The organism is Streptomyces sp. NPDC093064, from assembly GCF_044754605.1.
Lineage (GTDB): Bacteria > Actinomycetota > Actinomycetes > Streptomycetales > Streptomycetaceae > Streptomyces.
Window position 1 is genome coordinate 1 of sequence record NZ_JBIVPK010000061.1, and the last position, 26,776, is coordinate 26,776.

The 26,776-nt window shown below is 69.4% G+C and carries 22 protein-coding genes; 15 read left to right on the top strand and 7 right to left on the bottom strand.

The window, feature by feature from the left end; all coding sequences use genetic code 11:
- The first annotated feature begins 163 nt into the window (after positions 1–163).
- Positions 164–1,630 carry an APC family permease gene (locus ACIQFZ_RS38005; protein WP_365777032.1) on the top strand — a complete coding sequence of 489 codons (1,467 nt, stop codon included), beginning with the start codon at positions 164–166 and terminating at the stop codon, positions 1,628–1,630.
- Positions 1,631–1,690: 60 nt separating this feature from the next.
- Here ACIQFZ_RS38005 and ACIQFZ_RS38010 read toward each other — a convergent pair whose 3' ends face one another.
- Positions 1,691–3,406, bottom strand: coding sequence for an ABC transporter substrate-binding protein (locus ACIQFZ_RS38010; RefSeq protein ID WP_402693384.1), 1,716 nt, complete (start codon positions 3,404–3,406; stop codon positions 1,691–1,693).
- A 190-nt stretch (positions 3,407–3,596) separates the two neighbouring features.
- Between ACIQFZ_RS38010 and ACIQFZ_RS38015 the strand changes: the two genes are divergently transcribed.
- The 10 genes from ACIQFZ_RS38015 (at position 3,597) to ACIQFZ_RS38060 (ending at position 16,825) form a co-directional block, all read left to right on the top strand.
- Positions 3,597–4,301, top strand: coding sequence for an SDR family NAD(P)-dependent oxidoreductase (locus tag ACIQFZ_RS38015; protein WP_383060909.1), 705 nt, complete (start codon positions 3,597–3,599; stop codon positions 4,299–4,301).
- The gene (locus tag ACIQFZ_RS38020) at positions 4,291–5,367 is read left to right on the top strand and encodes a Gfo/Idh/MocA family protein (RefSeq protein WP_402693385.1); all 1,077 of its coding nucleotides are present in this window, start codon (positions 4,291–4,293) and stop codon (positions 5,365–5,367) included. The genes ACIQFZ_RS38015 and ACIQFZ_RS38020 overlap by 11 nt, the downstream gene beginning before the upstream one ends.
- Positions 5,364–7,436 carry a hydantoinase/oxoprolinase family protein gene (locus ACIQFZ_RS38025; RefSeq protein ID WP_402693386.1) on the top strand — a complete coding sequence of 691 codons (2,073 nt, stop codon included), beginning with the start codon at positions 5,364–5,366 and terminating at the stop codon, positions 7,434–7,436. The genes ACIQFZ_RS38020 and ACIQFZ_RS38025 overlap by 4 nt, the downstream gene beginning before the upstream one ends.
- Positions 7,423–9,153: a hydantoinase B/oxoprolinase family protein gene (locus ACIQFZ_RS38030; protein WP_376652599.1), complete on the top strand. Its 1,731-nt coding sequence runs from the start codon at positions 7,423–7,425 to the stop codon at positions 9,151–9,153. The genes ACIQFZ_RS38025 and ACIQFZ_RS38030 overlap by 14 nt, the downstream gene beginning before the upstream one ends.
- Positions 9,150–10,145, top strand: coding sequence for a C-terminal binding protein (locus ACIQFZ_RS38035; protein ID WP_402693387.1), 996 nt, complete (start codon positions 9,150–9,152; stop codon positions 10,143–10,145). The genes ACIQFZ_RS38030 and ACIQFZ_RS38035 overlap by 4 nt, the downstream gene beginning before the upstream one ends.
- A complete protein-coding gene (locus ACIQFZ_RS38040) occupies positions 10,138–11,076 on the top strand; it encodes a hypothetical protein (protein ID WP_365429306.1) in 939 nt (312 codons plus the stop codon). The genes ACIQFZ_RS38035 and ACIQFZ_RS38040 overlap by 8 nt, the downstream gene beginning before the upstream one ends.
- 77 nt (positions 11,077–11,153) lie before the next feature.
- Entirely contained in the window at positions 11,154–12,689 is a 1,536-nt protein-coding gene (locus ACIQFZ_RS38045) for a PucR family transcriptional regulator (protein ID WP_402693388.1), read from the top strand.
- A 43-nt stretch (positions 12,690–12,732) separates the two neighbouring features.
- Positions 12,733–14,226: an aldehyde dehydrogenase gene (locus ACIQFZ_RS38050; protein ID WP_402693389.1), complete on the top strand. Its 1,494-nt coding sequence runs from the start codon at positions 12,733–12,735 to the stop codon at positions 14,224–14,226.
- Entirely contained in the window at positions 14,219–15,727 is a 1,509-nt protein-coding gene (locus ACIQFZ_RS38055; protein WP_365777039.1) for an aldehyde dehydrogenase (NADP(+)), read from the top strand. Before ACIQFZ_RS38050 ends, ACIQFZ_RS38055 begins: the two co-directional genes overlap by 8 nt.
- Before the next feature lie 717 nt (positions 15,728–16,444).
- Positions 16,445–16,825 carry a BlaI/MecI/CopY family transcriptional regulator gene (locus ACIQFZ_RS38060; RefSeq protein WP_402693390.1) on the top strand — a complete coding sequence of 127 codons (381 nt, stop codon included), beginning with the start codon at positions 16,445–16,447 and terminating at the stop codon, positions 16,823–16,825.
- A 286-nt stretch (positions 16,826–17,111) separates the two neighbouring features.
- Here the strand turns inward: ACIQFZ_RS38060 and ACIQFZ_RS38065 are convergent, their stop codons facing one another.
- Positions 17,112–18,329, bottom strand: coding sequence for a glycosyltransferase family 4 protein (locus ACIQFZ_RS38065; protein ID WP_383060916.1), 1,218 nt, complete (start codon positions 18,327–18,329; stop codon positions 17,112–17,114).
- Between the two features lie 252 nt (positions 18,330–18,581).
- Between ACIQFZ_RS38065 and ACIQFZ_RS38070 the strand changes: the two genes are divergently transcribed.
- Both ACIQFZ_RS38070 and ACIQFZ_RS38075 read left to right on the top strand, forming a co-directional pair.
- Positions 18,582–18,971 carry a BlaI/MecI/CopY family transcriptional regulator gene (locus ACIQFZ_RS38070; RefSeq protein ID WP_365434382.1) on the top strand — a complete coding sequence of 130 codons (390 nt, stop codon included), beginning with the start codon at positions 18,582–18,584 and terminating at the stop codon, positions 18,969–18,971.
- Between the two features lie 15 nt (positions 18,972–18,986).
- Positions 18,987–19,358, top strand: coding sequence for a hypothetical protein (locus ACIQFZ_RS38075; protein WP_402693391.1), 372 nt, complete (start codon positions 18,987–18,989; stop codon positions 19,356–19,358).
- 162 nt (positions 19,359–19,520) lie between these two features.
- Here ACIQFZ_RS38075 and ACIQFZ_RS38080 read toward each other — a convergent pair whose 3' ends face one another.
- The 5 genes from ACIQFZ_RS38080 to ACIQFZ_RS38100 all read right to left on the bottom strand — a co-directional run bounded on the left by ACIQFZ_RS38080 (position 19,521) and on the right by ACIQFZ_RS38100 (position 25,830).
- Positions 19,521–19,955, bottom strand: coding sequence for a VOC family protein (locus tag ACIQFZ_RS38080; RefSeq protein WP_383060917.1), 435 nt, complete (start codon positions 19,953–19,955; stop codon positions 19,521–19,523).
- A gap of 265 nt (positions 19,956–20,220) precedes the next feature.
- Positions 20,221–20,481, bottom strand: coding sequence for a hypothetical protein (locus ACIQFZ_RS38085; RefSeq protein ID WP_402693392.1), 261 nt, complete (start codon positions 20,479–20,481; stop codon positions 20,221–20,223).
- Positions 20,482–21,019: 538 nt separating this feature from the next.
- Entirely contained in the window at positions 21,020–22,300 is a 1,281-nt protein-coding gene (locus ACIQFZ_RS38090) for a M14 family metallocarboxypeptidase (RefSeq protein ID WP_402693393.1), read from the bottom strand.
- A complete protein-coding gene (locus tag ACIQFZ_RS38095) occupies positions 22,300–24,351 on the bottom strand; it encodes a Xaa-Pro dipeptidyl-peptidase (RefSeq protein WP_402693394.1) in 2,052 nt (683 codons plus the stop codon). The genes ACIQFZ_RS38090 and ACIQFZ_RS38095 overlap by 1 nt, the downstream gene beginning before the upstream one ends.
- Positions 24,352–24,774: 423 nt before the next feature.
- The gene (locus ACIQFZ_RS38100; RefSeq protein ID WP_402693395.1) at positions 24,775–25,830 is read right to left on the bottom strand and encodes an NAD(P)-dependent alcohol dehydrogenase; all 1,056 of its coding nucleotides are present in this window, start codon (positions 25,828–25,830) and stop codon (positions 24,775–24,777) included.
- Between the two features lie 158 nt (positions 25,831–25,988).
- Between ACIQFZ_RS38100 and ACIQFZ_RS38105 the strand changes: the two genes are divergently transcribed.
- Together ACIQFZ_RS38105 and ACIQFZ_RS38110 are read left to right on the top strand one after the other, a co-directional pair.
- Entirely contained in the window at positions 25,989–26,150 is a 162-nt protein-coding gene (locus ACIQFZ_RS38105; protein WP_383063026.1) for a hypothetical protein, read from the top strand.
- A 184-nt stretch (positions 26,151–26,334) separates the two neighbouring features.
- Positions 26,335–26,727, top strand: a complete 393-nt coding sequence (locus ACIQFZ_RS38110; protein WP_365429130.1) for a VOC family protein — start codon at positions 26,335–26,337, stop codon at positions 26,725–26,727.
- The last annotated feature ends 49 nt before the right edge of the window (positions 26,728–26,776 follow it).

Consider the following 26,776-nt stretch of genomic DNA (forward strand, 5'->3'; position numbering starts at 1 on the left):
GCCGGACGCCGAGCCCACACCGAACGCCACCGCGTCCTCGCCCTCTACGGCATCACATGATCAACCAGACATCCGAGGCAAACGCCGGGGCCCTGCGGGAGCACTGCGCGAGCTGGTCGTCCGATAACCGCTCATCGCCCAGCCCATTCTTTCGAGGAGCGTTATGAGCATAGACTCGGCCAGTGTGCCGCAGGATTTTCCCGAGGTGACCGAAAAGGCCGACGAACGGCGCCTTCGCGGCAGCCTTGGCATTCCGCATCTGCTATTCACGCTGCTGGCCTATAACGGGCCGCTCATCGGCGCCGTCGCCTACCAGCCGATCGTCATCGGCTACGGGAACGGAGTCGGCGCCCCGATGGCCTTCATCCTCGGTGGCGTTGTTCTCATACTCTTCGCGCTCGGCTTCGTTGCGATGTCCAGCGGTATCGAACAGCCTGGTGGCTTCTATTCATTCGTCGCGGCCGGCCTGGGCCGGCGCGCGGGGATGGGAGCGGCATTCGTCGCCATTGCCGGCTACTACGTCATCTCGGTATCCAACTTCTCGTTCTTCGGCCTGTCGGTCAACGGCCTTTTCGGCCGTTTCGGTTGGCACCAGGAACCATGGTGGTTGTACGCCATCCCGCTCGTGCTCTTCTGCGGCGTGCTCGGGTACTTTCGGATCGACGTGTCAGCGAAGGTTCTTTCGATCCTGTTGGCGGCCGAGCTCGTGGTCGTCGGCGTCTACGACGCCATGGTGGTCGTAAAGGGTGGCGCCCACGGACTCAGTGCCAACTTCCTTCACCCTGACGTCGCCTTTTCCGGGTCGTTGGGCGTCGCGTTGTTGTTCGCCGCCATGATGTACGGGGGCTTTGAAGCGACCGTCGTATTCCGACATGAGGTCAAGGATCCCGACCGCAGTATTCCCCGAGCCACCTACCTGTTCATTGTGGGTATCGGAATCTTCTATGCGTTCACCACCTGGGTGACGGTTGAAGGTCTGGGGGAGGGCGGGGCGAAGGCCGCATCGGCGGCGGACCCGAGCGGCTCGGTCCTGAGCACGATGCACAGGTTCGCCGGTGCCGTTACCGTCGACGCGACCTCGGTCCTCCTCAATACGAGCGTCATTGCCGCTTCCCTGGCCCTGTACAACGTTCTGTCCAGGTACGTGTTCCGACTGGCAGCAGAAGGAGTACTGCCCAAATCACTCGGAACGGCCCATCCGATTCACCACTCGCCGCACCGTGCTTCCATCGCGACCGGTACAGCACTCATGGTGGGGGTAGTCATCGCGGCACTTGTCGGCGTTGACGCGAACCAGTTCTACGCGCAGCTCGCCGGAATCTTCTCCTACGCTCTGTTCTTCCTCTTCGTGCTCACGAACATCGCCGTGCTGGTCTACCTGAACCGTCCTTCGATGGTTCAGAGGTTCAGCGTCTGGCGACGGCTGGTCGCTCCGGTCCTCGCCCTGGTCGGGCTGAGCATCGTCCTCTATCTGGGGCTGACGAACATCACCGCTCTACTCCCGGTCAGCCAGACTGTCGGAGATGGTCTGATCGGTGGGCTGTACGCGTTGTTCGTCGCTGGATTCCTGTTTGCGCACGTGATCAAGAAGCGGCGTCCCGAGGTGTACGCGCAGCTCGGGGGAAGCTGAGGGGACAAGAAACCGTCGTACCGCGGCGCCGGGGAGACCCGGCGCCGCGGTACGACTTCGTCATCCGAGCCCGGCGCCCCGGTGGCCCGTAGCCCAGGCGGGGTTGGCGGATCGAGCGCTCGCGTCGGTGGTGAGCGCCGGCGTGCCCAGGAGATAGGTGCCGCCCAGGCCACTATGGGCCGAGTGCCGCAGGAACCGGGCGACGCGCTGCGGGTCACGGGTTCCCGTTGCCGCCCACGCATGCGCGAACAGGCGCACCTGGTCGTAGGCGGTGGTGGCGATGGGCCACACGGGCTCCTCGCCGAAGCGGCGCTGGTAGCGCTCCTGGAAGTCCCGGGCGAGCGGGTCGTCGGAGCATGCGGGATCGGTCGACCAGAGCACCCGCCCGACGATGTCGTCGAGGCTGGGACGGCTCGGCACCGAGGCCGCGTGCAGGTAGTAGACGAGGTGGTGCGAGTCACCGGCCCGCAGGGTGCGCCGCAGTTCGACGCTGGTGTCGGTCACCAGGTGGGTGATCACGACCGCGCACGGGTCCATCGCGTCGAAGCGGGTGACGACCTCGCGCCAGTCCGGCGAGCGGGGCGGCACCTGGATCAGCTTGCCGAGCTCCCATCCCGCGCCGGCCGCGTACTCGAGGAAGGCCGTGGTCGTCGTGTGCGCACGCAGCGCCTCGGTTTCGACGAGGACGATCCGGCCGCCTTCGGGCGCCAGGCCCGAGCGCATCGCGAGGTTCTCGAAGAGGCTCGCGAAGCCACGGCCGTGGTGGCTCTCGGTCGGGTAGGCGCGAACGACATTCCAGAAGCGCGCCGGGTCGGTGTCGACCGCGCGGTCCACAGGAGCAAAGGGCGCCAGGTGCACGAACGGGCGCCCGTACTCGGCCACCTGGTCGAGGTCGAAAGGGTTGTCCGCTCTCAGGTTCGTCGCCATGACGGCGTCGACGCGCTGGTCGATCAGCGCCGCCATGCCATTGCGCACCGACTCGGGGTCGAGGATGTCGACGTCGACGACCACGTGCTGCACGGTGCGGCCCCCGATCCCTCCACGGGCGTTGATCTCCTCGACCGCGATCGCCGAGCCGCGGGAGGCCTCGACGCCGTCAGCTTTGAGGGAGCCGTACGACGCGGCGATGGTGCCGATCCGAAAGGGGCGCTTGCCCGGGAAGGTCACGATCATCGGCCGATCGAGCCCGCGATCGTGATGCGCTGAGCGGCTGGACCGCTGCTCGACCTCGACCGGACCGATCGAGGTCAGGCCGGTGGCGCCGCCCGGGATGGGCAGCCGCAGCAGGCCCGCGTCGACGGCGAGCGCGGCCAGTCCGCCGCGCCGGCTCTGCTCCAGCTTGAGCAGGAGCCGCTCCACCTGGGTGGAGACGGTGCGCGTGCTGGTGCCGAGGCGCTCGGCGATCTGGCCGTTGGTGAGGCCGATCGCCAGCAGCGTCAGGATGTCGATCTCGCGTGCGGTCACGCCGCCGGGGAGCTCGGTGGCCGCCCAGGAGAGCACTGCCTCGTCGGGCTGCGGCTCCGGTCGCGCATGGCGCTCGATCTGCACCGCGAGCCACGAGTCACCGGCGCGCCAGAGGAAGCGCACGCCGTCGCGGGCAGTCCGCAGGAAGCCGCGCGCGTAGGCGACGAGCTCCTTGGGAGCGCCCGCACGGGTGCCCGCGCGGCTCTCGTCGGCCGCCGACACCACGATCTCGCCCTCGACGAGGGGCAGGCTCTTGGCTCCGATCGTCGGCACCGTGGCCGCGGTCGGAACGTGCTTGCGTGCGATCTCCATGCTCCGCCTCGGGCCAGAGGGTTCGCGGTGCGACCGCGTACTGAATCTGTCGAATCAACACGCTAGGCAGCGGGCGAGAGCAGGTCTTCAGACAAAGACCAGAAGCTCTGCTCGCTTGGTTTCTTGCCTTTGGCTGAAGAATCTTCGTACCTCGTCGGCCTACGTTGGAGGCCGTTGAGAGGGGGAGCACGTGGATCGTCTTGTGATGATTACCGGAGCGGCCGGCGGCATCGGGCTGGCCACCGCTCACGCATTCGCCAACCGTGGATATCGCGTCGTCGGATGGGATCTGAAAGACCCGGGTGACGATGTATTCACCAGTTTCTACGAGGGCGATGTCACCGACCAGGCGGCACTTCGCGAGGCCGCAGCACAGGTACGCGAGAACTTCGGTCCGGTGAGCACGCTGGTCGCGAATGCCGGCATCAATGTCGCCGGCGGGCTGCTCGACACCTCGGAGGAGGACTACGAGCGGCTCTTCGCCGTGAATGTCGATGGCATCACCAAGACCTGCCGCGCATTCCTCCCGGCGATGATCGAGGATGGCGGCGGCACCGTCGTGGTCACCGCATCCGTCGGGGCATTCATCGGCTTCGGCTCGAATGTGGTCTACACGATGACCAAGTCTGCGCTGATGGGCCTCGTGCGCGGCATCGCGATCGACTACGGCCAGAAGGGCATCCGGATCAATGCCGTGTGTCCCGGCCTGACCGAGACCGCGATGGGTCTGGAGACCCTCGACGCCAAGCCGGAGCTGCGCACCACCTACGGCCTGCTGGGTCGCGCCGGTCAACCGGCCGAGATCGCCGAGGCGATCCACTTCCTGGGCAGCGACGCGTCCTCCTATGTCCACGGCACCTCGCTCGTGGTGGACGGAGGGCACAGTGCCCGCTGACGCAACCATCCGCGTGGCCGTTCTCGGCACCGGCTTCGGCCTCAGCCACCATGCGCAGGCGTGGGGCGACGCCGGAGGCGCACGGGTCGTCGCCATCTGCTCGGCACGACCCGGGCGCGGCCAGGAGGTCGCCCGTTCCATGCCCGGCGTCGAGGGTTTCGACGACTGGCAGCGGATGCTGGACGAGGCACGCCCTGACGTGCTGGTGATCGCGTCGCAGCCGGACGTGCACGCCGAGCCGGCGATCGCCGCTCTGGGCATGGGCATCCACGTGCTGTGCGAGAAGCCGCTGACCGGTGATCTCGACGACGCGATCCGCGTCGAGAAGGCCGCACACGAGTCCACCGCGCTGTTCGCGATGGACTTCGAGTTCCGCTTCTCCGAGATCAGGCAGGCCGTGCGCGACGCGATCGTCGGGGACAGTCTGGGCGGCCTGCGGAGCCTGGTCTGGACGGTGCGCTATCCGTCGTACGAGCGGCTCGCTGCGCAGCCCCACGGGTGGCTCTGGGAGGAGTCGCACGGAGGGGGGATCGCCCGTGCCATCGGCTCGCACCTCCTCGACAGCCTCTTCTGGTTCGCGCCCTTCGCGTGGACGACCGGGGGAATGCGCTGGTCGAGCATCGCTGAGCGGGACGCCACACCCAGTGCCGCCGACGATGCCTTCTCGGTCAACGGTTCCGAGCCGGGCGGAGCAGGCTTCACGGTCTCGCTGACGCCCACTCACGGTGCCTTCGCCAGCGAGCTCACGATCGTGGGAAGCCAGGCCACGCTGGTGATGGACGAGGCTCGCGGAATCGCACGAATCCACCGGGGACCCGACGACACCGAGATCGTCTACGAGGGTTCGCCGAGCGGTCCGGGAACACCCGGCGACGACCTCCGGCCGCGCCTGGCCCGGCTGGTCGACCGGTTCTTGGGCGCGGTCCGGGGCCGGTCGTTCGAAGACCTTCCCGGAATCGAGAACGGAATGAGGGTGCAGGAGGCGCTGGAGACCGTCACCTACGCCCACGACAGAAACACTTCACCCCTGACGGATGGCACTGCAATGAAGTCGGAGACCAAGTGAGTACGGCGAAAATCGGTATTGACGTCGGCGGAACCTTCACGGACGTCGTGCTCCTCGACGAGGACGGCAACCTCAAGATCACGAAGGTCCCCTCGACGCCGAGCAACCCCTCGATCGGATTGCTGAACGGTATCGACAGCATCCTGGAGCTGGCCGACGCCTCGCTGAGCGAGGTCGAGTCCATCGTCCACGGAACCACGGTCGTGACGAACCTGCTGCTGGAGCGCAATGGCGCGCCCACGGCTCTCCTCACGACGCAGGGCTTCCGTGACGTCCTGGAGATCGGCCGCCAGAAGCGGCAGAAGCTGTACGACCTGTTCCAGGACAAGCCCCAGGTGCTGGTGCCGGGCCGCTGGCGTTGGGAGGTGACAGAGCGGATCTCGGCCAACGGCGAGGTCGTCACGCGCCTCGACGAGGAGGCCGTGTTGGCCCACGCCCGGCGTGCGGTGGAGGAGGGCATCGAGTCGGTCGCGGTCGTTTTCCTGCACTCCTACGTGAACCCGGAGCACGAGCGTCGCGCGGCTGAGCTGATCCGCTCGGTGAGTCCGGATCTGCACGTCTCGCTCTCGTGCGACGTGAACCCGGAGTTCCGTGAGTTCGAGCGCTCCAGCACGACCGTGGCGAACGCCTATGCGATGCCGCGGGTCGCTCGCTACATGACGGACGTGCGTGTCGGTCTCGCGGCGCGTGAGGACAACCCCGGCTTCATGGTGATGCAGTCCAACGGCGGCGTCACGCACCCCGAGCTGGTCGCCGAGCGCCCCGTCAACAGCGCGCTCTCCGGCCCCAGCGGCGGCGTGATCGGCAGTGCCTTCGCGGCCCGTCTCGCGGGCATCTCGAATGTGATCACCATGGACATGGGCGGGACCTCCTGCGATGTCGCGGTGATCCTCGACGGCCAGCCGCGCATGACCACCGAGGGCGAGATCGACGGGCGCCCCCTGCGCACGCAGATGGTCGACATGCACACCGTCGGTGCCGGCGGCGGCTCGATCGGCTGGGTCGACTCCGGCGGCGCGCTGCGCGTCGGTCCGGCCAGCGCGGGCGCCGACCCGGGCCCGGCCTGCTACGGCCGCGGCGGCACCCTGGCCACGGTCACCGACGCCAACCTGGTGCTCGGCCGGATCGACCCGGCCACCTTCCTCGGCGGGCGCATGCAGCTCGACGTCGCCGCGGCCGGGGAGGCGATGGCCGCGCTGGCGTCCGAGGCCGGGCTGAGTGTGGAGGAGACCGCGTCCGGCATCGTCCGGATCGCCGAGTCGAACATGATGAACGCCGTGCGGCTGGTCTCGCTCCAACGTGGCTACGACCCGCGCGACTTCGTTCTGATGGCTTTCGGCGGCGCCGGCCCGCTGCACGCGGCCGCGATGGCGCGCGAGCTGCGCGTTCCGCGCGTCCTGGTGCCGCTGGGCTCGTCGGCGCTCTCCGCGCTCGGCTGCCTGGTCGCCGACATCCGGCACGACTACGCCAGCACCCGACGGGTGTCGGCCTCGGCGGCCGACCCGGTCGACATCATGCGCGCCTTCAGCGATCTCGAGGCCACCGGTCACGACGACCTCGACCGCGAGGGCGTGCAGCGCGAGGGCCGCGACATGGTCCGCCGCGCGGACATGCGCTACGAGGGCCAGGCCTACGAGCTCACGGTGCCCTTCCCGGCCGGCGAGGTCGACGCCTCGTCGATCCAGGCCGCGGTCGCCGCGTTCCACAAGGAGCACGAGCGGGCCTACGGTCACAGCGCCGAGGGCGAGCCCGTGGAGTTCGTGAACCTGCGGGTCACGGCCGTCGCACCGGGTACGAGCCTGCAGCTCAACGAGGTGGTCGGCGGCAGCGAGCCGGACAGCCAGGCCTACCTCGGCTCTCGTCCGGCCGTCTTCCCCGACGGCACCGGCAAGGTCGACGTGTGGAAGCGCGAGTGTCTGCGCGGCGGCAACGTGATCGAGGGCCCCGCGCTCGTGGAGGCCGAGGACACCTCGATCCTGCTCCTCCCCGGAGACCGCCTCGTGGCCGACGGCTACGGAAATCTGATCATCGACATCCATGTGGAAGGACTCACCAGTGGCGACGCCTGACCTTGTGACGACCGAGGTCGTCCATGCCTCGCTCGTGTCCATCGCCGAGGAGATGATGGCGACGCTCCAGCGTTCGGCCTACTCCGTGGTGATCCGTGAGGCGGCCGACTGCTCGGCCGCGCTCTACGACGCGACCGGCCAGCTGATCGCGCAGTCCGAATCGATCCCGGCCCACCTGGGCTTCGCGGGCGGTGCCCTGCGCGAGACCCTGCGCAGCAAGTACCCGCTCGAGAAGCTGCAGCCCGGCGACGCGATCATCTTCAACGACCCGTACGCCGGCGGCAGCCACCTGCCCGACGTCGCGCTCTTCAGCCCGGTCTTCGTCGACGGCGTGGCGATCGCCTTCTCGGTGACCGTCGCCCACCACCTCGATGTCGGTGGCCGTGCGCCGGGCTCCATCGGCAACGACGTCACGGACATCTTCCAGGAGGGCGTGCGGCTCCCGCCGACGCTGTTCTACCGAGACGGCGAGATCAACGAGACCCTCGAGGACCTCCTGCGCACGAACACGCGTCAGCCCGAGCGGCTGCTGGGTGATCTGCGTGCCCAGCTCGCGGCCAACAAGACCGGCGTCCGCCGGCTCGAGGAGCTGTGCGCCCGGCACGGTGTCGACACCGTGCTCCAGGTGGCGCAGGACCGGCTCGACTACACCGAGCGCCGGCTGCGCAGCTGCATCGAGGAGATCCCGGACGGCCGCTACTTCGCCGAAGGCTTCCTCGACGAGGACGGCGTCGACCGCGATCATAAGGTCTGGATCCGCTGCACCGTGATCGTCGAGGGCAGCGACATGGTCTACGACTTCGAGGGTTCGTCGCCGCAGACGCGTGGGCCGTTCAACGCGGTTCCGGCGGCGATCGGCGCGGCGGCCTACCTGATCACCAAGTGCGTCACCGACCCCGACATCCCGCAGAACGAAGGGGCCTTCCGGCCGGTCAAGATCAAGACCCCGAAGGGCTCGGTCGTGAACCCGGAGTTCCCGGCTCCCTGCGGTGCGCGCCACTACACGGTGATGCGCACGGCCGACGTGCTGCTCTCGGCGATGGCGAAGGCGCTGCCGGGCCGCATCCCCGCACAGTCCAACGCGCACACGACCGCCGTGTCGATCTCGGGCGTCAACCCGCACACGTGCCGCTACGGCGTGTACTTCGACCTGCTGGGCGGCCCCATGGGCGCCCGCCCGAACAAGGACGGTCTGGACGCTGTCGACGACTACGTCGGCAACGTGATGAACGTGCCGGTCGAGGCAGCGGAGCTGGAGTACCCGCTGGAGTTCGGTGAGTACTCGCTGCTGCCCGACTCCGGTGGCGCCGGACGGTTCCGCGGTGGTCTCGCGTTCCGCCGCTCGTACCGCGTCACCGCGCCCGACCAGAGCCTCACCCTCCGCTCCGACGGCGAGGAGCACCGCCCTCAGGGCCTCTTCGGCGGCGGCAGTGGCACCCCGGGCCGCAAGGCGCTCACCCGCGACGGCGAGCAGGCGCCCCTCTACCAGAAGACCACCGGCATGCTCCTGGAGAAGGGGGACGTGATCACGATCGACACCCCTGGCTCCGGTGGCTACGGCGACCCGTTGCTGCGGCCCGCCGAGATGGTGCTGATGGACGTCGCCGACGGCCGGGTCAGCATCCACAGCGCATGGGAGCTCTACGGTGTGCGTCTCGACCCCGAGGGCAAGCACATCGTCGAGTACTCCGAGCAGCGCAGGGCGGCCCGCCCATGAGTGAGTTCCGCGTACTGTTCACCGACCGCAAGCATCCCGATCTCGACATCGAGCGCGAGGTGCTGAAGCGGATCGACGCGAACGTCGTCGACGCGACCGACGAGGGCCCGGACTTCCTGGAGCGCGAGCTCCAGCTGGCTGACGCCGTCTGCAACCAGTACGCAGTGCTGGACTGGGCGCGCATCGAGCAGATGAAGCAGGCCCGCGTCATCTCGCACTACGGCATCGGCGTGAACCGGATCGACGTCGACGCGGCGACCGAGCGGCAGATCTGGGTGGCGAACGCCCCCGACTACTGCACCGAGGAAGTGGCGATGCACTCGCTCGCGCTGATCCTCAACCTCGAGCGCGGCATCGTCGAGTACGACCGGCTCTACCGCGGCGGCACGTGGACCTACGACCTCGGTCGTCCGCTCCACCGGATCAGCGGCCGGACCCTCGGCCTGCTCGGCCTGGGCCGGATCGCCCGCCGGCTGGCGCGGTATGCGGCCGCGCTCGGCTACCGCGTGCGTGCCTACGACCCGATCCTGTCCGACGAGGACTTCGCCGGGACCGGCGTCGAGCGGGCCGCGGACGTGATCGACCTGGTCGCCTCGGCCGACGTCCTCTCGGTGCACACGCCGCTCACCGACGCGACTCGCAACATGATCAACGCCGAGGTACTGGCCCATGCCAAGCCGGGGCTGCGCGTGGTGAACGCGAGCCGGGGTGCGGTCATCGACGAGGTCGCCCTGCGCGAGGCGCTCGAGCAGGGTCGTGCCGTCGCGGCGCTCGACGTGATCGCGTCGGAGCCGCCGTCGATGGAGGACCCGATCTTCGCCGCCCCGGGAACGACCCTGACCCCCCATGCCGCCTTCTACTCCGAGGAGGCCTACGAGGAGCTTCGCCGCACCGTGGCGGAGAACATCGTGAGCGTCTTCGAGACCGGGCGTCCGCTCCACTTCGTGAACTCCGTGAACACCGTCTCTGCATCACGAGGAATCCATGTATAACGCCCGAACCCTGCTCTCCGACCTCGGCTATGCCAAGGGCGATGCCTATGACCTGCCGAGCAGCGAGAAGCGCTTCCCGGACGGCGCGCAGTACCGCTTCGAACTGGCCAGCGTCGAGGGCCCCGCAGCCGTCGAGACCGCGCTGGAGGAGTCGTCGCGGCGCGGGCTCGACGTCCACCGCCTGAGCCAGGGCTCGGGTATCCAGATGGCCACCGACGAGGAGTTCGAGCGGATGCTCAGCGCGACCCGCAGCGCGGGCGTCGAGCTCTCCGCCTTCCCGGGCCCGCGTGGCACCTGGGGCGCGACCCCGACGCCGAACACCGTCGCCGGCTACAACCTGGCCCACCAGTCCGAGGGCATGGACCGGCTGCGGCACCTGCTCGACGACGTCGCGCGCGGCCTCAGTCTCGGTGTGCGCGGCCTGACGATCGCCGACCGCGCCGCCATCCGGATCCTCCACGAGGCCCGAACCCGCGGCATCGTGCCGGCCGATCTGGTGATGAAGGCCTCGGCGCTGGCGGGCCTGGGGGCCAATCCGGTATCGGCCCAGGAGGCCGTGGACCTCGGCGTAGACTCGCTCAACGTGCCCTCGGCACTGACCCTGCCCCAGCTCGCCGCCATACGTAAGCGGATCGACATCCCGATCGACATCTACGTCGAGGCCCCGGACTCCTTCGGCGGCTTCGTTCGTACCTACGACGTCCCGGAGATCATCCGCGTCGCGGCTCCGGTGTACATCAAGATCGGCATCCGCAACAGCCCGGAGCTGTACCCGGCCGGCCGTCACCTGGAGCAGGAGACCATCCTGCTGGCTGAGGAGAAGGTGCACCGCATGCAGACCATCCGCGCGGTCATCGAGCGGTTCTACCCCGAGGCGGTCACCTCGGCGAGAGGAGCGAAGGGCCTCGGTGTACCCGCGGCGGCGGTCTGAGTGAAGATCGACGGTGAACGAGTGAGGGCTCTGCCAGCGGATCCCTCACTCACCGTTTCACGGACGAAAGCGCACTGATGCGACTAGGTGACCTGCTCTCTCATCGCGAGCTCAAGCTCGAGCAGCTGACCGGCGGACCCCAGTCCCGCCAACTGCCGATCCAGTGGGTGCACTACGGTGACTACCCGACCGCCGCGGAGTGGATCTCCGACGGCGAGGTGCTGCTGACCTCCGGCTACGCCGTCGGCGACCTCGACGACGCTGCCGCCGAGTCGACCGTCGTGGCCCTGGTCGCGGCCGGCTGCACCGCGCTGGGGTACGCCGTCGGGCCGGAGCACGCGAAGGTCCCGGAGGCGCTGCTGCACGCGGCGGAGATGCACGATCTGGCCATCTTCGTGGTGCCCTTCGAGGTGCCGCTGATCGCGCTGACCCGGTTCGTCTTCGACACCCTCTACCGGGAGAAGTACGCCTCGCTGTACCAGGCGATCACCATGAGCCGGCGGCTGCTCCCGGTCGTGACGAACGAGCGCGACCCCCGCACGGTCGTCTCGATCGTGGGCACGGCGCTCGGCCGGGCGCGGATCGCCGCGTTCGACTACTACGGCACCCTGATCGGCTTCGCCGGCCTGCAGGAGGTCGACGCGCGCAACATGTTCAGCCATGCGCGCTCCGCGGGCATCCCGCGCGTGTCGATCACCTTCAAGGCCGACAGCGACACGATCACCGTCGTCCCGATCCCGGGGGCGCGGGAGGTGGTCGCCTATCTCATCGTCGCGACCAACGGGCCGATGGACGAGCGACAGACGCTGCTCGTCGAGCAGGCGGTCACCGCGCTGAGCCTGACGGTCTCCAGCCTGGAGAGCGTGCGGGTGCGCCGGCGTGCCGATGCCGAGCAGCTCTTCCACGAGGCGGCGGCCGGACCGGTCGACCTCGAGCTGATCAGGGACCGATTCGAGGGCACCGCTCCCGACGAGATCGACACCTATGTCGTGCTCGCCTGCCGGGCGGAGTCGCCGAGCGACGAGATCCGCGAGTCGCTGCTCGCGCGGGTCGAGGACAGCGTGGCTCGCGCCAGCGAGGCCTTCCTCGCCACCTGGTCGGAGGGCCAGGTGCTCGTGCTGGCGCTCAACCCGCAGGGCAACATCGGCGAGCGCGTGTGGGCGGACCTCAAGGCCATCGGCATTGCCACGGTGCTGGGCACCAGCCAGCTACGCACCGGGCTGGAGAACCTCCGCGAGGCCGTGTACCAAGCACGTTCCTCGGCCGCCACCGGACGCGTCGGGGTCAACGAGCCCGGCGGTGCCGCGCTCGACCTGCTACTGCAGTACCTGGTCGACGCCGAGGGCGTCGACAGCTATCTCCACCGCGTGCTCGGCAATCTCATGGACGCGGACAAGAACCATGCCCTGCTCCAGACCCTTCAGGTCTATCTCGACAACGGCAGCCGCCCGGGCCCGACGGCAAGCGAGCTGCACATCCACCGCCAGACCCTGGCGTATCGACTCGACCGGATACAACAGCTCACCGGTCGCAGCCTCAAAGACGGCTCGGACCTGCTCGAGGTGCAACTCGCGCTGCGCCTCCGGCAGTTCCGCAGCCGCGACGAATCGTGACCAGGGACCTCACGTCCCTTCGAACCAGCCAAGGAGGACGACGATGACCACAGTCGTCGCGGATTTGGCGCGCCTCGGCGCGAACGCCGCCCCCGAGGGCGGCACCTTCATCGACGGGAGCTACCGGCCGGCGCTCTCCGGCGAGGTTTTCACGCGGATCAGCCCGGTCGACGGAACACCTCTGACGGCGGTTGCTGCCTGCACCACCGAGGACGTCGACCTCGCGGTCGCGGTGGCCCGGCGGGCCTTCGAGGACGGCCGCTGGTCGCTGGCGGCGCCGCGTGAGCGTAAGGCGGTGATGCTGCGCTTCGCGGCCCTGATCCGTGAGCAGCGCTCGGAGCTGGCAATGATCATGACCGCCGACTCCGGCAAGCCGATCTCGGCCGCGCTCGGCGAGGTCGACGACGCCGCGGGTGTGCTGGAGTTCTACGCCGAGGCGATCGACAAGCTCGCCGGCGAGGTGATGCCGACCCCGCAGAGCGAGCTCGCGCTCGTCACGCGGGAGCCGCTCGGCGTCGTCGGCGCGGTGGTGCCGTGGAACTTCCCGCTGGGCATGCCGATCTGGAAGATCGCGCCTGCGCTCGCGACAGGCAACTCCGTGATCGTGAAGCCCGCCGAGCAGGCGCCGCTCGTCGTCTGCGCCCTGGCCCGTCTGGCCAGTGAGGCCGGGCTTCCCGACGGAGTGCTCAACGTCGTCACGGGATTCGGCGAGACCGCCGGTGCCGCGCTGGGCCTGCACATGGACGTCGACAAGATCTCGTTCACCGGCTCCACCGAGGTCGGCAAGATGTTCCTCGGCTACTCCGCCCGCTCGAACATGAAGGTGGTCGCGCTGGAGTGCGGCGGCAAGTCGGCCAACGTCGTGCTCGCCGACGCCCCCGACCTCGACCGGGCCGCGGCGGAGGCCGCGCAGGGCGCGTACTTCAACCAGGGCGAGGTCTGCAGTGCCGGCACGCGGCTCGTGGTCGAGGCGCCGATCGCCGAGGAGTTCACCGCCCGCGTGATCGAGGCGGCGCAGGAATGGCAGCCCGGCGATCCGTTCGATCCGGCGACCCGGATGGGTGCGCTGATCGATGCCGGCCATCTCGACCGGGTGACGGGCTACATCCGCACCGGTCAGGAGGAGGGCGCGCGGGTGGTCGCGGGCGGCGAGCGGGCGCTGGTCGAGACCGGCGGTTCGTATCTCCAGCCCACCGTACTGGCAGGCGTGAACAACGAGATGAGGGTCGCGCGCGAGGAGATCTTCGGGCCGGTGCTGTCGGTGCTCGCCGTCGATGACGCCGTCGAGGCGGTGCGGGTCGCGAACGACTCGATCTACGGCCTCGCCGCCGCCGTCTGGACCCGCGATGTCAGCCGGGCCCATCAGATCGCGCGGCGCCTGCGCGCCGGCACGGTCTGGGTGAACTGCTACAACCGCGGCGATGTGAACGTGCCCTTCGGCGGCTTCAAGCAGTCCGGCTTCGGGCGCGACAAGTCGCTGCACGCGATCGAGCAGTACACACAGCTCAAGACCTCGTGGTTCAACCTCGATGACTGAGCAGAAGATGGAGCGGCTGTCCGTGAGCGAGGCGGCCGCCGCCGCGGCCGAGGCCTTCTGGTCCTATCGGGAGAGCTCGCCCAAGAATCGCTCGGCATTCCTCGCCTCCGTCGCCGACGAGATCGAGCGCGAGCGTGACGCGATCATCGCGGCGGCCGTCGAGGAGAGCCGGCTGCCCGAGGCGCGCATCACCGGCGAGCTCGGGCGCACGACCGGGCAGCTGCGGATGTTCGCCGAGGTCGTCCGCCGCGGCGCCCACCTCGGCGTCCGAATCGACCCCGCCCAGCCCGACCGCGTGCCGCTGCCTCGCGCCGACATCCGCCAGCGGCAGACGGCGATCGGCCCGGTCGCGGTCTTCGGTGCCAGTAACTTCCCGCTCGCCTTCTCCACGGCCGGGGGCGACACCGCCTCGGCGCTGGCCGCGGGTTGCCCGGTCGTGGTCAAGGGACATCCGGCGCATCCGCGTACGGGCGAGCTGGTGGCCGCCGCGGTCTCCCGTGCGGTCGCGGCCCACGACCTGCACCCGGGCGTCTTCTCCTTCCTCGCCTCTTCTGACACTGCGGCCGGCGTCGAGCTCGGGCAGGAGCTCGTGCGCGATCCGCGGATCAAGGCGGTCGGGTTCACCGGCTCGCGTAGGGGAGGTCTCGCTTTGGTGGAGGCGGCGGCCGCCCGCCCGGAGCCGATCCCGGTGTATGCGGAGATGTCGTCGATCAACCCGGTGATCGTCCTGCCCGGCGCGCTTGCCGACGACCCGGCCGCGCTCGCCAGGGCGTACGTCGGGTCACTCACCCTCGGCTCCGGCCAGTTCTGCACGAACCCCGGCCTGCTCTTCCTTCCCGAAGGCGCTGCCGGTGACGCCTTCATGGCGGCCGCGGGTTCGGCCGTCGCCGCGGCCACCGGCCAGTCCATGCTGACCTCGGGCATCGCCTCGGCGTATGCGTCCGACGCCCCGCGGTTGCGCGAGATGCCGGGCGTGCGGGTCGTCGGCGCCGGCTCTGCCGGTGCGCTGGATGCTCCCGCCCCGCAGGTGATCGAAGCCTCCGGCGAGGTCTTCGACCGCCCGGGCTCGCCGCTACGCGACGAGGTCTTCGGCGCTGCCGGCGTGATCGTCCGCTACCGCTCGACCGACGAGCTACTGCCGCGCCTCGAGCGGCTCGAGGGCCAGCTCACCGCGACCGTCCACGCGACCGACGCGGACCACGATGCCGCCCGCCGCCTGCTACCCCTGCTGGAGACCAAGGCCGGCCGGATCCTCTACAACGGCTGGCCGACCGGCGTCGAGGTCGGCCACGCGATGGTGCACGGCGGACCCTTCCCCGCGACCAGCGATCCCCGCTCGACCTCGGTCGGCAGCCTCGCGATCGAACGCTTCCAGCGCCCGGTCTGCTACCAGGACGTCCCCGACGCCCTGCTGCCTCAGCCGGCCCAGCGGGCCAACCCATGGTCGCTGCCGCGCAGCGTCGACGGTGAACTGACAGCGCCAGGGGAGACCCACCCCTGACGGCTGTTCATGCGCGATGCCGTGACGAGCTCGTCAGCGACGTACTTTCGCATTGTGGCGAGGAGTTCGGGCGGTGAGGCGTCGAGCTGTTGATCGTCGATCATGGTCGTGTGGTGGGGAACGCGACTCGCGCAGCGATCGTCAGCCCAAGGTGAGGGCGTGTCGCCGGACGATGCCGGGCGCGCCCTCACCTTTGATCTGATGCGACAGTCGCGCAGGGTTGAGGAGGATGACGTGATCCGTTCCGGAACCCGGGCTGCACACCGAACTCCTGCACCGCCTGCACGGAGCCGGCGCCCCCACCACGGATTCCGGGCGCCGATTTGCCGTCCACTGGACGCCGCACACACCCTGCGCACCGCACGCCGGCAGCGCGCCGAACACGAACGGGCCACCGCCCGAGTTCAGCGCCTGACCGCCCTCGCGAGCGAGGCCGAATCCGCCTCGCGAGGGCAATCAACGCCGCCCCGGCCTCCGATAGGTCCCGTACCGCTTCAAAACGTCTTCACCGGCTGTGAGCTCGGGTTTCGCTGGCTGGGCACCTTGATGGGCTGATGACTCCGCCCGTGCGTAGCGGTCAGTCGTGGAGGCAGCTCCTGCCACAGGGGGCCACGACCCGGTGCCCGGCCTGCCCTTGAGATGGTTTTTTCTACGTCTCGTAGTAGCTTGAACGGGTCGAAGAGAGCCCTGCTGGCGGGGAGAGAAGGAGAGTGCCGGGTGACGGGCGGCGGTAAGGACGGCCGGGGGGAGGCTCGGCGGCGTGCGCGGGGTGAGCTGGAAGGGGAGGTGCTGGCTGCCTTGTGGGCGGCCGACGGACCGGAGCCGGCGTCGGTGGTTCAGGAAAAGGTGACCGGCGCTGCATACACGACTGTGCTGACCATCCTGACGCGGTTGTGCGACAAGGGGCTGGTGACCCGGCAGCGGCAGGGGCGCAGCCATGTGTATGCGCCCGTGGACGACCAGGCTGGGCTTGCGGCTGCGGGGATGCACTCGCTGTTGGACGAGGGCGGGGACCGGGCGGAGGTGCTGGCCCGGTTCGTGTCGGATCTGTCGGCGGAGGACGAACAGCTGCTGGAGCAGCTGCTGCACGGCGACTGACCGGGGAGAGGCGTGTTCTGGCCGGTGGCGATGTATCTGCCGCTGCCGGCTTCGGCCCACGACTTGCATGCCTATGACTTGCATGCCTGCCGGACAGGGCGAGGCTACTGGGCGGGCTGCGTGGCGACGGTCGCGACGGTCACGGTGGTGTGCCCGCCGGGGAAGGCGTAATCCGACGGCGCGGGGCAGGCATCGACCAGGTAGGCGACCTGCACGCCTACGGCACCCGGACCTGGCCCACGGTTACTGGGAGAGCGAGCTGGCACTGCGCGGGCGCGGGCAGCGGTCAGTGGCGCAGTCGGCGCAGGACCCGGCCTGCCCGCCCGCGCCATCGGGCCTTGGCGCGTTGCCAGGCGCGGGAGGGGCGGGAGGCGGCCAAGTCGGCGAACAGGTCCTCGTAGGTGTGGATGATGTGCGCGGGGTCGTAGCGGTGGGCGGCCCGGCGGGCGGCGCGGCCCATGCGGCGGCGGGCGGGCTCATCGGTGATCAGGTCGTGCAGCGCGGTGGCCAGCGCCTGCCGGTCGCCTGTGGGCACCAGGCGGCCGTCGACACCGTCGTGGATGATCTCCGCGGGGCCGAGCGGGCAGTCGGTGGAGACCACCGGGATGCCGCAGCGCATGGCTTCGACCAGGGTCATGCCGAAGGATTCGGCGTCGGAGGCGGAGGCGACGATGGACGCCTTGGCGAACTCCGCCTCGATCGGGGAGACCGCCCCCATCAGGACCGCCTGGCCGCCCAAGTCGTGTACCTGGATCAGCTTTTGCAGGTGGTCCTTCTCGGCGCCGGCGCCGTAGATCCGCAACTTCCAGTCGGGATGCTGGGCGGCGATGTCGGCGAACGCCTCGATGAGCAGGTCGAACCGCTTGCCGCGGATCAGACGTCCGGCCGCGGCGATGACCTTGGCGCCGGGGTCGGCGGGAGGCAGGCCATGGTCGGGTACGCCGTTGGGAATGGCCAGGACTCTCACTCCTGGCAGGCGCATCCTCGCCCGGTAGACGGCGGCATCCGCCTCGGTGGTGGTGACCAGAGCGTCCAGGCCGCGGTAGTGGCGGGCGAGCTGGGTGCGCAGTTTCTTGGTGTGGGCGTCGTGGGTGAGGTGCTCCTGGGCGATGCGCAGAGCGCGGTGCGGGGCGAAACGGGCCAGGTACACGTTGACGCCCGGCCGGGTGCCTATGATCACGTCCGCGTCGCAGGCTCGCAGGTACTGCTCGGCTCGCTGGTCGGTGAGGCGGCTGTACTGCCGGTACCGCTTTTCGGCAGCGGGGAAGACCTCGGCAGGCTGGTGCAGCAGCGGATCGACCGCGTCGGCGCTGTTCTCGCGTGTGTCGACCAAGGGCACCAACGTCACTCGCGGATCGATGGCGAACCGCGGACGGGCGCGGTGGCGCAACATCGACACGATGGTCACCTCGTGCCGGTCGGCGAGCGCCGCGGCGAGATTGAGTGTGGTGCGAATGGTGCCGCCGATCCCGTACACGTTGTGGATCAGGAAGGTGATCTTCACTCGGAGCCCCCCAGTCCGGTCTCGGCGAACAGCACGAGGAAGACGCCTGCGCTGCCGAGCGTCGTCAGCGGCGAGGTGGCATCCAGCGGATTGGGGGCCTGGAACACCCAGGGTCCTTTCCTGCCACGCACGGCAGCGGGGGCGGGGCGGCCCCCGGGTGCGAGCGCATGGCACACTCGGCAGACGGCAGCATTTACACCGCCGTAGAAGTCCTACGTAATGTAGAAGATGAGCGGGAGGGCGGCAAACTCCATGCGCGGCACCACGCACGGTCGGGGCCCCAAGCGACCCAACGGCGCACGCGAGGCGGAGATCCTCGCCCTGCTGCAGCAGGCGGACGGCGCCCTGACTCCGGGCGAGGTCACCGAGCACCTCGGCGGCGAGCTGACCTACAGCAGCGTGGTGACGATCCTCACCCGCATGCACACCAAACAGCTCCTCACCCGCACCCCACGCGGAAGGGCCTACGCGTATGCGCCGGTGACGGACGATGCCGGGTTCGCCGCACGCCGCATGCGCTCCGTCCTGGAGGAGCGGCCCGACCGCGCGGCGGTGCTCGCCCGCTTCGCCGACACGCTGTCCGACAGCGATGCCGACCTGCTACGCCAACTGCTCGACCCCGAGCACGGCCCCCTTCAGTAAGCAGAGGCCGCCCGGATGCACATCGCCGTCTACCTGCCCCTGCTGCTCTGCCTGCTCGCACCTCTCGGCGCCCGGCCGCTGTCCGAGCGGTGCGAGCCGCGCCTGGCCACCTGGCTGCTCACCGCCTCATCCCTGCTCCTGGGTACGGCAACCACCATCTCCCTGGGCCTGCTGGCCATCACCGGTGTCCTCCGTATCCCTCAACTCGCCGCCCTCGGCCACTGGTCGGCCCACACCGCCCAGCACGACGACCCAGCCCAGCTCTCCATCGCCCTCCTCGCCGGCACGCTGCTCGGCGGCGCCGTACTCATGGCCGCCCGCATGCTCTGGCGCCGCGCCCGCAGTCTCGCCGCCGCCGCGCTGGACGCCGCCTGCATGCCCGCTTGACCCCGCCGGCGCCGAGTACCAGCTCGATGTCGACGACCGGATGCTCGATGACCGCCGGGTTGCGCCTACTGTTGCGCGACCCGGAGAGCCTGCTGGTAGTGGAACCACCTTCAAGCGAGGCCCAAGGGAGACGGCTCCCCACCTCGCCCTCTCGGAGGATGCTCAGTCGAGACAGAACTCGTTGCCCTCGATGTCCTGCATCACGATGCACGACTCATTGTCGTCATCGGCAGGCAGCAGTCGCACGCGTACCGCGCCGAGCGCGACCAGCCGTGCGCACTCGGCCTCGAGCGTGGCGAGGCGCTCTTCACCCACGAGCCCGGTGCCGACCCGCACGTCAAGATGCAGCCGATTCTTGACGACCTTGCCTTCGGGAACGCGCTGGAAGTAGAGCCGTGGGCCCACGCCTGAGGGCTCACTGCAGGCGAACGCTGAACCCTGCCGCTCAGGCGGCAGAGAGCGATCGAAATCGTCCCACGTAGCAAACCCCTCCGGTGGCGGCGGTACGACGTACCCCAACACCTCGCACCAAAAGCGAGCGACGCGCTCAGGTTCCGCGCAGTCGAAGGTGACTTGGAACTTCTTGATCGATGACATCGGCGCACGATAGCAGGGGGACTCTGTTGGCTCATTTCCCGGTGTGGATCCGCATGTTGTCGGGAGGACGACCCCTGCCGGCCGCTGCCGTGTCGTACGGTCGAGTTCGAATTCAGCAGCACGGACGTAGTTCCCACGCGCACGGGCCGAGGAGAGCAGCTGCAACCAAATCGAACCGGCCCCCGGCACGCCTTCGAAGGGACGCGCCGGGGGCCGGTCGGATCGTCGGCGCCCCTATCGGCGGGCGCCGGCGGCAATTGCGGGGTCAGCGGCGGCAGTCCCGGTGGGCGGGGTGCCAGGCGCGGGTCCAGTTGCCGGCGTGCGAGTGGTGGTGCCGGTCCTGGTACCCGTGGTGCCGCAGCCGTGTCCAGTGGCCCGCCGCCTCCATGCAGTGGCGCGACGCCGTCGGCGCCCGGTGGTGTTGCGGCGTGGCCGATGCGGAGCCGACTGTGCCGACGACCGCGCCCGCTGCCAGGGCCACCGTCGCTGCCCCCAGGGCCGCAGCCCTCTTCAACCCGTTGATCATGTTCAGGCCTTTCCGTACGAGTCGGGGCTGACGCCCCGCCATTCCCCGGACCGGTTCGGTCGGGGACGCACTGATCGTCCACCTTGCGACACCCCCAAATACCGAAAAAACGCTGCCTGTCATGAAATGCAAATGGATTTCTCACTCGTTTCAAATATTCATATACATGCGCCAGGTGTAGTGCGTCATGAGCCGACTCCACGGCGATCAGCGTGCGCCCGTGCGCGTGAGGGATGCCTGGCATCTGCGTCATGGAAGTCAGGGCGTGAGCCGGCTTGATCAGGTCGAGCGCGTGATCGGGGTATGACTGATAGCAAGTCCACGGCAGCAGCGTGGTTGCGCCGGCCGGCCAGGTCTGTGAGGGCGAGGGCGGTCTTGCGCAGGCTCACCATGACGCGGCGCGCTGCGTGCGGTTGTGCCCGGGAGGCGGCCCGGCTGGCGGTCGGGGGCCGGGCCGCCTCGGTCTAGTCGAGCGGGTCCCTGTCCTCGTCGTGCGCCCGAAGGGCAGGCGCGACGCGGACCCGGCTGCGGTGGGACGTCAGCACTTGTCCACGGGCGTGCCCGCCACGAGCTCGTACTGCGCACGCGCGTCGAGCAGCAGCGGCACCAGCGCGCGCATCGACTGCCGCAGCGGCACGAACGCGCCGTCGCCCTCGGGCCGCACCGTCACGCCGTGCAGGGCGAGTTCGTCCTTGACGTCGGCGTACTGGGCTGCGGTGAGCCGGTAGCCGCAGGGCGCCTTGTCCAGTACCTCGGACGGCTGTGCGGGCTCGTTGTCCGCGCCGCCGAGGTAGACCGGGCCGCGGTCGCTGTAGCCCGCCGCCCTGGCGGAGTGGGTGGCCGACACGATCTGGCCGTGCCGCTCCCTGGTGTAGTCGAACAGGCCGCCGAGAGCGGAGAGGTGGGATTGCACGCGACGACGGTGGTTCAGCGCCGGGTCGGCCTTCTCGGCGTCATTGCGTGCGTCGACGCGGCTCTCGATGAGCAGGCCGACGGAGTGCTTGACCCCCGCCATATTGCGCAGGATGCGTTCCTGCCCGTCACCGGCGGTCTGCTTGAGGGGCTCATCGGTGACCGGGTCGGTCCAGATGCCGTACGTGCCGGTCGAGTACCCGGCACCGTTCGCGGCCGGCCGTACATACGAACCCGACAGGGCTTCGGCCGTCTCGTGCACCTTGGGGTCGGTGTTGAGATTGCGCGGCCACAGGTCGAAGAGGTCCTTGTCGTAGTACTTGGGTGTGGCGCCGTACTCGTGCAGGTCGTAGATGACATCGGGCTTCTGGTCGCGGATCACGGCGGCCATGGCCCGCCCTTCGGCGGTCTGCAGGGCAAGGTGGTCGCGGTTGATGTCGACGCCGTCGGAGTTGCCCCGGGTGTTGGCGGCGCGGCCGTCCGGGTTGGCCGTGGGCACGACGAGGAGGGTGCTGTGGGCGAGCCAGTTGCGGGTCCGCGCGTCCTGCGCGAAGGAGAGGTCGCGGATGGTGGTCAGACAGGCCTCACGTCCGGAGGGCTCGTTACCGTGCTGGGAACAGACCAGCAACACCGTTTCGGCGGTGCGATGTTCGCCGATTCGTACGAGCTGGAGCGGGCGCCCCTGCTTGGTGGTGCCGATTTGGGACACGGACATCCGGTCGCTGGCCTTGTCGACGGCGGCGAGGAAGTCCTGCTCCTCGGGCTGGGTCGTCCAGCGCGCACCGCCGGAGGTTTCGAATCCGGTACGGGGCGGAGAGTCGGCGGCCTGCGCGGGCGCCGTCACCAGGGGTGCGGCAAGTGCGGCCGTCGCGATGGCCAGGGCGAGGGTGCGGCTACGCGGTGTCATCAGAGACTACCTCCCGGGATGCGGTGGGCCGGGCGCGGCGGGGCCACGCCCTCGGAACGGGACGCGTGGGGGGTGACAGACGCGGACGGCACGGAGGTGCCCCCTGCTCGAGCGGAGCCGAGAGCTTGGGGGACCTCGGTGGCCCGTACGAAGGCTTCGGCGCCGCCGACGAACGGCACCCGGGCCGAGGTACGGGCCAGGTCGAGGGTGATGGTCGGGGTGCTGGACGGCGGGTCGATGAGGTCCTGGTCGGTGCCGGCGACGATCAGGGCGAGGCGGTGTCCGGCCGGGACGACGTGGTCGCTCGCCGCGAGGGACAGGGTGATCGTGTAGGACTTGCCGGGGGTGAGGGGCCGGCCCCTTCCGGGGTCGGCGTAGGTGCCGAGGTCGGCCCAGCCGCGGCTGAAGACGGTGTGGTTGACGTCGGTGGTCTTCGCCTTGGTCTCCTTGAAGCAGGAGCTGTCGCCGCTGGTGCTCGCGCCCCAGCAGGTCCGGTCGGTGAGGGTGGTGATGCCTTCGCCGGAGCCCGCGTAGTCGCGGATGGTGGCGGGTCCGAGGTCGACGAGGACGGCCGACAGATGAGCGGTCGTGGTCGTGGGGGTCGCGGTCACGGTCACCGTGGACGAGCCGGACAGGCGCAGGTCGTGGGCGAGCGGCGGCGTCACGAATCCGGCCTTGGCGGCGGTCCGTTGGTCGATCCCGGCGGCCCAGTCGTCCTCGCTCAGCTTCGGGTCGTCGGTGAAGGTCTCGGTGGTGCCTGCGGGGGCGCGGTGCAGCCCGAGGGTGCCGACGCCCGATGTGCTGCCGTTGCCGGGGCGCAGGGTGGTCGCGGTGGTGGAGCGGGGTGGCCAGACACGGTCGGTGGACCAGTGGTCCGGGGCGCGCTCGATGTCGGCCATGGGTTCGCCGTCGACGCCGTTGTCGTAGCCGAGGAGTTCATGGTCGAACCAGCGGTGCAGGGTGCGGACCCACTCCGCGCGCCGGAAGTCGAACGGGTCGACATGACCGGTCTGCGACAGCCAGATCTTGCGGTCGACGCCTGCCTTCGCGAGGGCGTCCCACCACTGTCCGAAGTGCTTGGTGCGCACGTTCAGGTCCTGCATGCCGTGGATGACGAAGACGCTGGCCTTCACCTTGTGGGCGTCCTTGACGTAGTCGCGCTCGTTCCACAGTCGGGTCCAGTCGCCGGTGCGCGGCGCCTCGTCGACCAGGCGCTTCTGCACGGCGGCGCAGCGGGCGCGGGCGGCCGGGCTCTCCACGTAGTCGGACAGCCACTCGGGTCCTGAGTCGTAGAGCGGGGCGCCCTGCGCGAAGTAGTAGTCGTACCAGGAGGAGATGCCGCCGATCGGGACGATCGTCTTGAGGCCCTTGACGCCGGTCGCGGCGACGCCGTTGGCGATGGTGCCGTCGTAGCTCTTGCCGATCATTCCGGTGGCGCCGTTGGTCCAGGAGGCGCGGACGCGGTCGCCGCCGGTGCGGGTGGCGTAGCCGTGGGCGCGGCCGCCGAGCCAGTCGACGACGGCCTTCGCGGACTGGATGTCGGAGCGGCCGCCGACGTCGACGCAGCCGTCGGAACGGTTCGTGCCGGCCAGGTCCACGGCGACGAAGGCGTAGCCGCGGGGCACGAAGTAGTTGTCGTAGAAGAGCGGGAACTGGACCGGGTTGCCGTGCGCGTCGTAGGTCTTCTTCTGGCTTTCGTTGCCGCGCCCGCAGCAGGAGTAGTAGGGGCTGGCGTCCATGATCACGGGTATCTTGCGGCCCTGGGCGGCGGATTCGCGGGGGCGGACGATGTCGACGGCGACGCGGTCGGTGCGGCCGTCGCCGTCACCGTCGAGCCCGGTGTCGACCCAGACGGTTTCGCGGATCGCGTCGGCGTACGAGTAGACGGGCTGGCTCTCGCGCGGAGTCGCGGCAGTGGCTGTTGCGACTCGCTCGGTACCGGGGGCGCCGTGTGCGGCACCCGGGAACAGGAACGCGGTCATTAAGGCGGCGGTTGCCGCGGACGCCAGTGAGCTGCCTCTGAGGCGCGTGCGGCGGGCAAATTTCGGCATGCGGGGAAGGTACATCGGTCAACTGCTGTGCAAAAGAGGGCAATGTGCGATTGCGAAAGGTCCGTGGGGTGGATTTACCCATGTCGGCCGAATGGCGATCGTGTGACACGTGCGGCCATGGACACGCCAGAGGCGGCCGAGGCTGCATGGGGCCGCCGTGGACGACCGCGCGCAGCGCCTCGTTGGCAGTGGGAGCGCCGTCCGCGATCTCGCGGCTGAAGTACTCGTCGTCCTGCTCCAGCCGGTTGCACCCTGACGGCGCAGAGTTCCCTGACATCTCACGCCCAAGGAGACAGCGAACGCAGCGCCCCGGCTGGATGCCGAGGGCGCTGCGAGGTCAGGTGCACATCTTGTCTGTTCCCCGGACGCAAGGCTCAACGTCGGGTTTGGCGAAACGGTTACGCACTCTGGGTGCTGCCCGGTTCAGTTGTCGAAGATGACGACGGCGCGGCCGTGGAGGGTGCCGTCGTGCAGTGCCTTGTACGCTTCCTCGACCTTGGCGAAGGGGAAGATGTCGACGTTGTTCTGGATGCGTCCGGTTTCGGCGAGCGTCATCACCTCTTGGACGTCGGCGATGCTGCTGCCCTGGAAGTTGAAGACTTCGCCGTCGCGGGGCAGTCCGCCGTACCAGGGGGTTTGGAGGCGGCCCATGGCGGCGCCGATGAGGCCGTAGGCGCCTGCGGGGCGGACGGCGGCGGTGCCGGTGGCGATGGTGGCGTCCACGCCGACGAAGTCCAGCACGGCGTCCGCTCCGTACCCGTCCGTGAGGGCGCGGATCTGATCGGCAGTCTGCTCGTTGGTGCCAACGAGCGTGTTGTGCGCGCCCAGCTCATGGGCCAGCTTCAGACGGGCCTGGTCGGTGTCGACGGCGATCACGTTGGCGCCGGTGAGCAGACGAAGATACTGCACCGCGAATGCGCCGAGGCCGCCCGCGCCGATGACGACGGCGGTGCCGCCAGGACGGATGCGCGGCACCGCGCGGCGCACGGCGTGGTAGGAGGTGGCGCCGGCGTCGGTGAGCGGGCCCGCGGTGCGCGGGTCGAGGCCGTGTAGCGGCAGCAGTGCGCGCAGGTCGTCGACGAGGACGTATTCGGCGAGGCCACCGTCGCGGCCGAAGCCGCGTCCGGCGGGGGCGTTGGGGCAGTTGTTGTCCTGGCCGCGGACGCAGAAGGAGCAGGTGCCGCAGGAGGCGGGGGAGACCAGTGCCACCGCGTCCCCGGAGGTGAAGCCGGTGACGCCGGGGCCGAGTTCGGCGATGTGGCCAGCGGTCTCGTGGCCGAGGGTGAAGGGCATGTTCCAGCCCATGGCGCGGCCGGTTTCGGCGGGCATGCCCAGCATGGTGAAGTCGGAGTGGCACAGCCCGCATCCGGCCACCTTGACCAGGACCTGGCCCGGCCCCGGTGTCGGTACGGGGACCTCGACGACTTCGGCGGGGTGTTCCCATTCAGGGATGCGGTACGCCAGCATGGTGCGGCTCATGGCAGTCACCGTCCTTGTTCGTTGCTATTCGTTGCTATGTACATCGATTCGATCGTAGCTGCCGTTTCCGCAAGTAGGACCCGGTGTTGGGGGTGAGAAATACGGTGTGGCAGGGCCCCGCCATCGGAGGTATAGCGCCCTTTCGCGGGACGCCCCGGATGCCTTCGGCCCGGTGTCACGGGTTCGTCCTGGCCGAGCAGAACGACGAGTGGACCGAAGCCCGCCACGACATGGGCTGCGAACTCCTTGAGTCGGAAACCGAGGAGATCGCACTGCCCACCGGACTCACCGCACAGCCTCAAAACGAGATCACCGAGTGACCGTCGATACATCACTCCAGCGGACGTGACCACTCATCGACAAACGCTGTCGTTAGAAGTGAACGGAGCCAGATGGCAGAGGATGTCGAGAACGGCCTGTCGGCTCCGTCCCAGGGGGCAGATGCGCTGTCGATTCCAGCCTGCGCCACTCTGACCACCAAGCCTCGCGAAGGGAACTGCCGCCATGGACTACCGCCTCGAACTGATCCTGCTCCCGGTCGCCGACGTCGACCGCGCCAAGGCCTTCTACGCCGACCGGCTCGGCTTCAAGGTCGACCTCGACTTCAGCCCGAACGACGCGTTCCGCGTCGTCCAGCTGACGCCGCCGGGGTCGGCCTGCTCGATTGCCATCGGCGTTGGCCTCGTCGGAACTCCCCCGGGCTCGGTCCAGGGCCTGCACCTCGTCGTTGACGACATCCACGCCGCCCGGGCCGAGTTGGTTGGGCACGGAGTCGAGGTCGCCGAGGTGGAGGACCTGAGCGCGCCGGGCAAGCCGACCGTCTCCTACGCGGCGTTCACCGACCCGGACGGCAACGGCTGGACCTTGCAGCAGCTCCCTCCCACGGCAGATCACTGAACCGCCTTACGGCGGGCGGCGACGCAGCGCACACCGTGGGCATCCAGCC

Bases quoted from the DNA above. Each gene is read 5' to 3' on its own strand.
- ACIQFZ_RS38005 (WP_365777032.1), top strand. From the start codon at position 164: ATGAGCATAGACTCGGCCAGTGTGCCGCAGGATTTTCCCGAGGTGACC.
- ACIQFZ_RS38010 (WP_402693384.1), bottom strand. From the start codon at position 3,406: ATGGAGATCGCACGCAAGCACGTTCCGACCGCGGCCACGGTGCCGACG.
- ACIQFZ_RS38035 (WP_402693387.1), top strand. From the start codon at position 9,150: ATGAGTGAGTTCCGCGTACTGTTCACCGACCGCAAGCATCCCGATCTC.
- ACIQFZ_RS38040 (WP_365429306.1), top strand. From the start codon at position 10,138: ATGTATAACGCCCGAACCCTGCTCTCCGACCTCGGCTATGCCAAGGGC.
- ACIQFZ_RS38045 (WP_402693388.1), top strand. From the start codon at position 11,154: ATGCGACTAGGTGACCTGCTCTCTCATCGCGAGCTCAAGCTCGAGCAG.
- ACIQFZ_RS38050 (WP_402693389.1), top strand. From the start codon at position 12,733: ATGACCACAGTCGTCGCGGATTTGGCGCGCCTCGGCGCGAACGCCGCC.
- ACIQFZ_RS38055 (WP_365777039.1), top strand. From the start codon at position 14,219: ATGACTGAGCAGAAGATGGAGCGGCTGTCCGTGAGCGAGGCGGCCGCC.
- ACIQFZ_RS38070 (WP_365434382.1), top strand. From the start codon at position 18,582: ATGCGCGGCACCACGCACGGTCGGGGCCCCAAGCGACCCAACGGCGCA.
- ACIQFZ_RS38075 (WP_402693391.1), top strand. From the start codon at position 18,987: ATGCACATCGCCGTCTACCTGCCCCTGCTGCTCTGCCTGCTCGCACCT.
- ACIQFZ_RS38080 (WP_383060917.1), bottom strand. From the start codon at position 19,955: ATGTCATCGATCAAGAAGTTCCAAGTCACCTTCGACTGCGCGGAACCT.
- ACIQFZ_RS38085 (WP_402693392.1), bottom strand. From the start codon at position 20,481: ATGATCAACGGGTTGAAGAGGGCTGCGGCCCTGGGGGCAGCGACGGTG.
- ACIQFZ_RS38090 (WP_402693393.1), bottom strand. From the start codon at position 22,300: ATGACACCGCGTAGCCGCACCCTCGCCCTGGCCATCGCGACGGCCGCA.
- ACIQFZ_RS38095 (WP_402693394.1), bottom strand. From the start codon at position 24,351: ATGCCGAAATTTGCCCGCCGCACGCGCCTCAGAGGCAGCTCACTGGCG.
- ACIQFZ_RS38100 (WP_402693395.1), bottom strand. From the start codon at position 25,830: ATGAGCCGCACCATGCTGGCGTACCGCATCCCTGAATGGGAACACCCC.
- ACIQFZ_RS38105 (WP_383063026.1), top strand. From the start codon at position 25,989: ATGCCTTCGGCCCGGTGTCACGGGTTCGTCCTGGCCGAGCAGAACGAC.
- ACIQFZ_RS38110 (WP_365429130.1), top strand. From the start codon at position 26,335: ATGGACTACCGCCTCGAACTGATCCTGCTCCCGGTCGCCGACGTCGAC.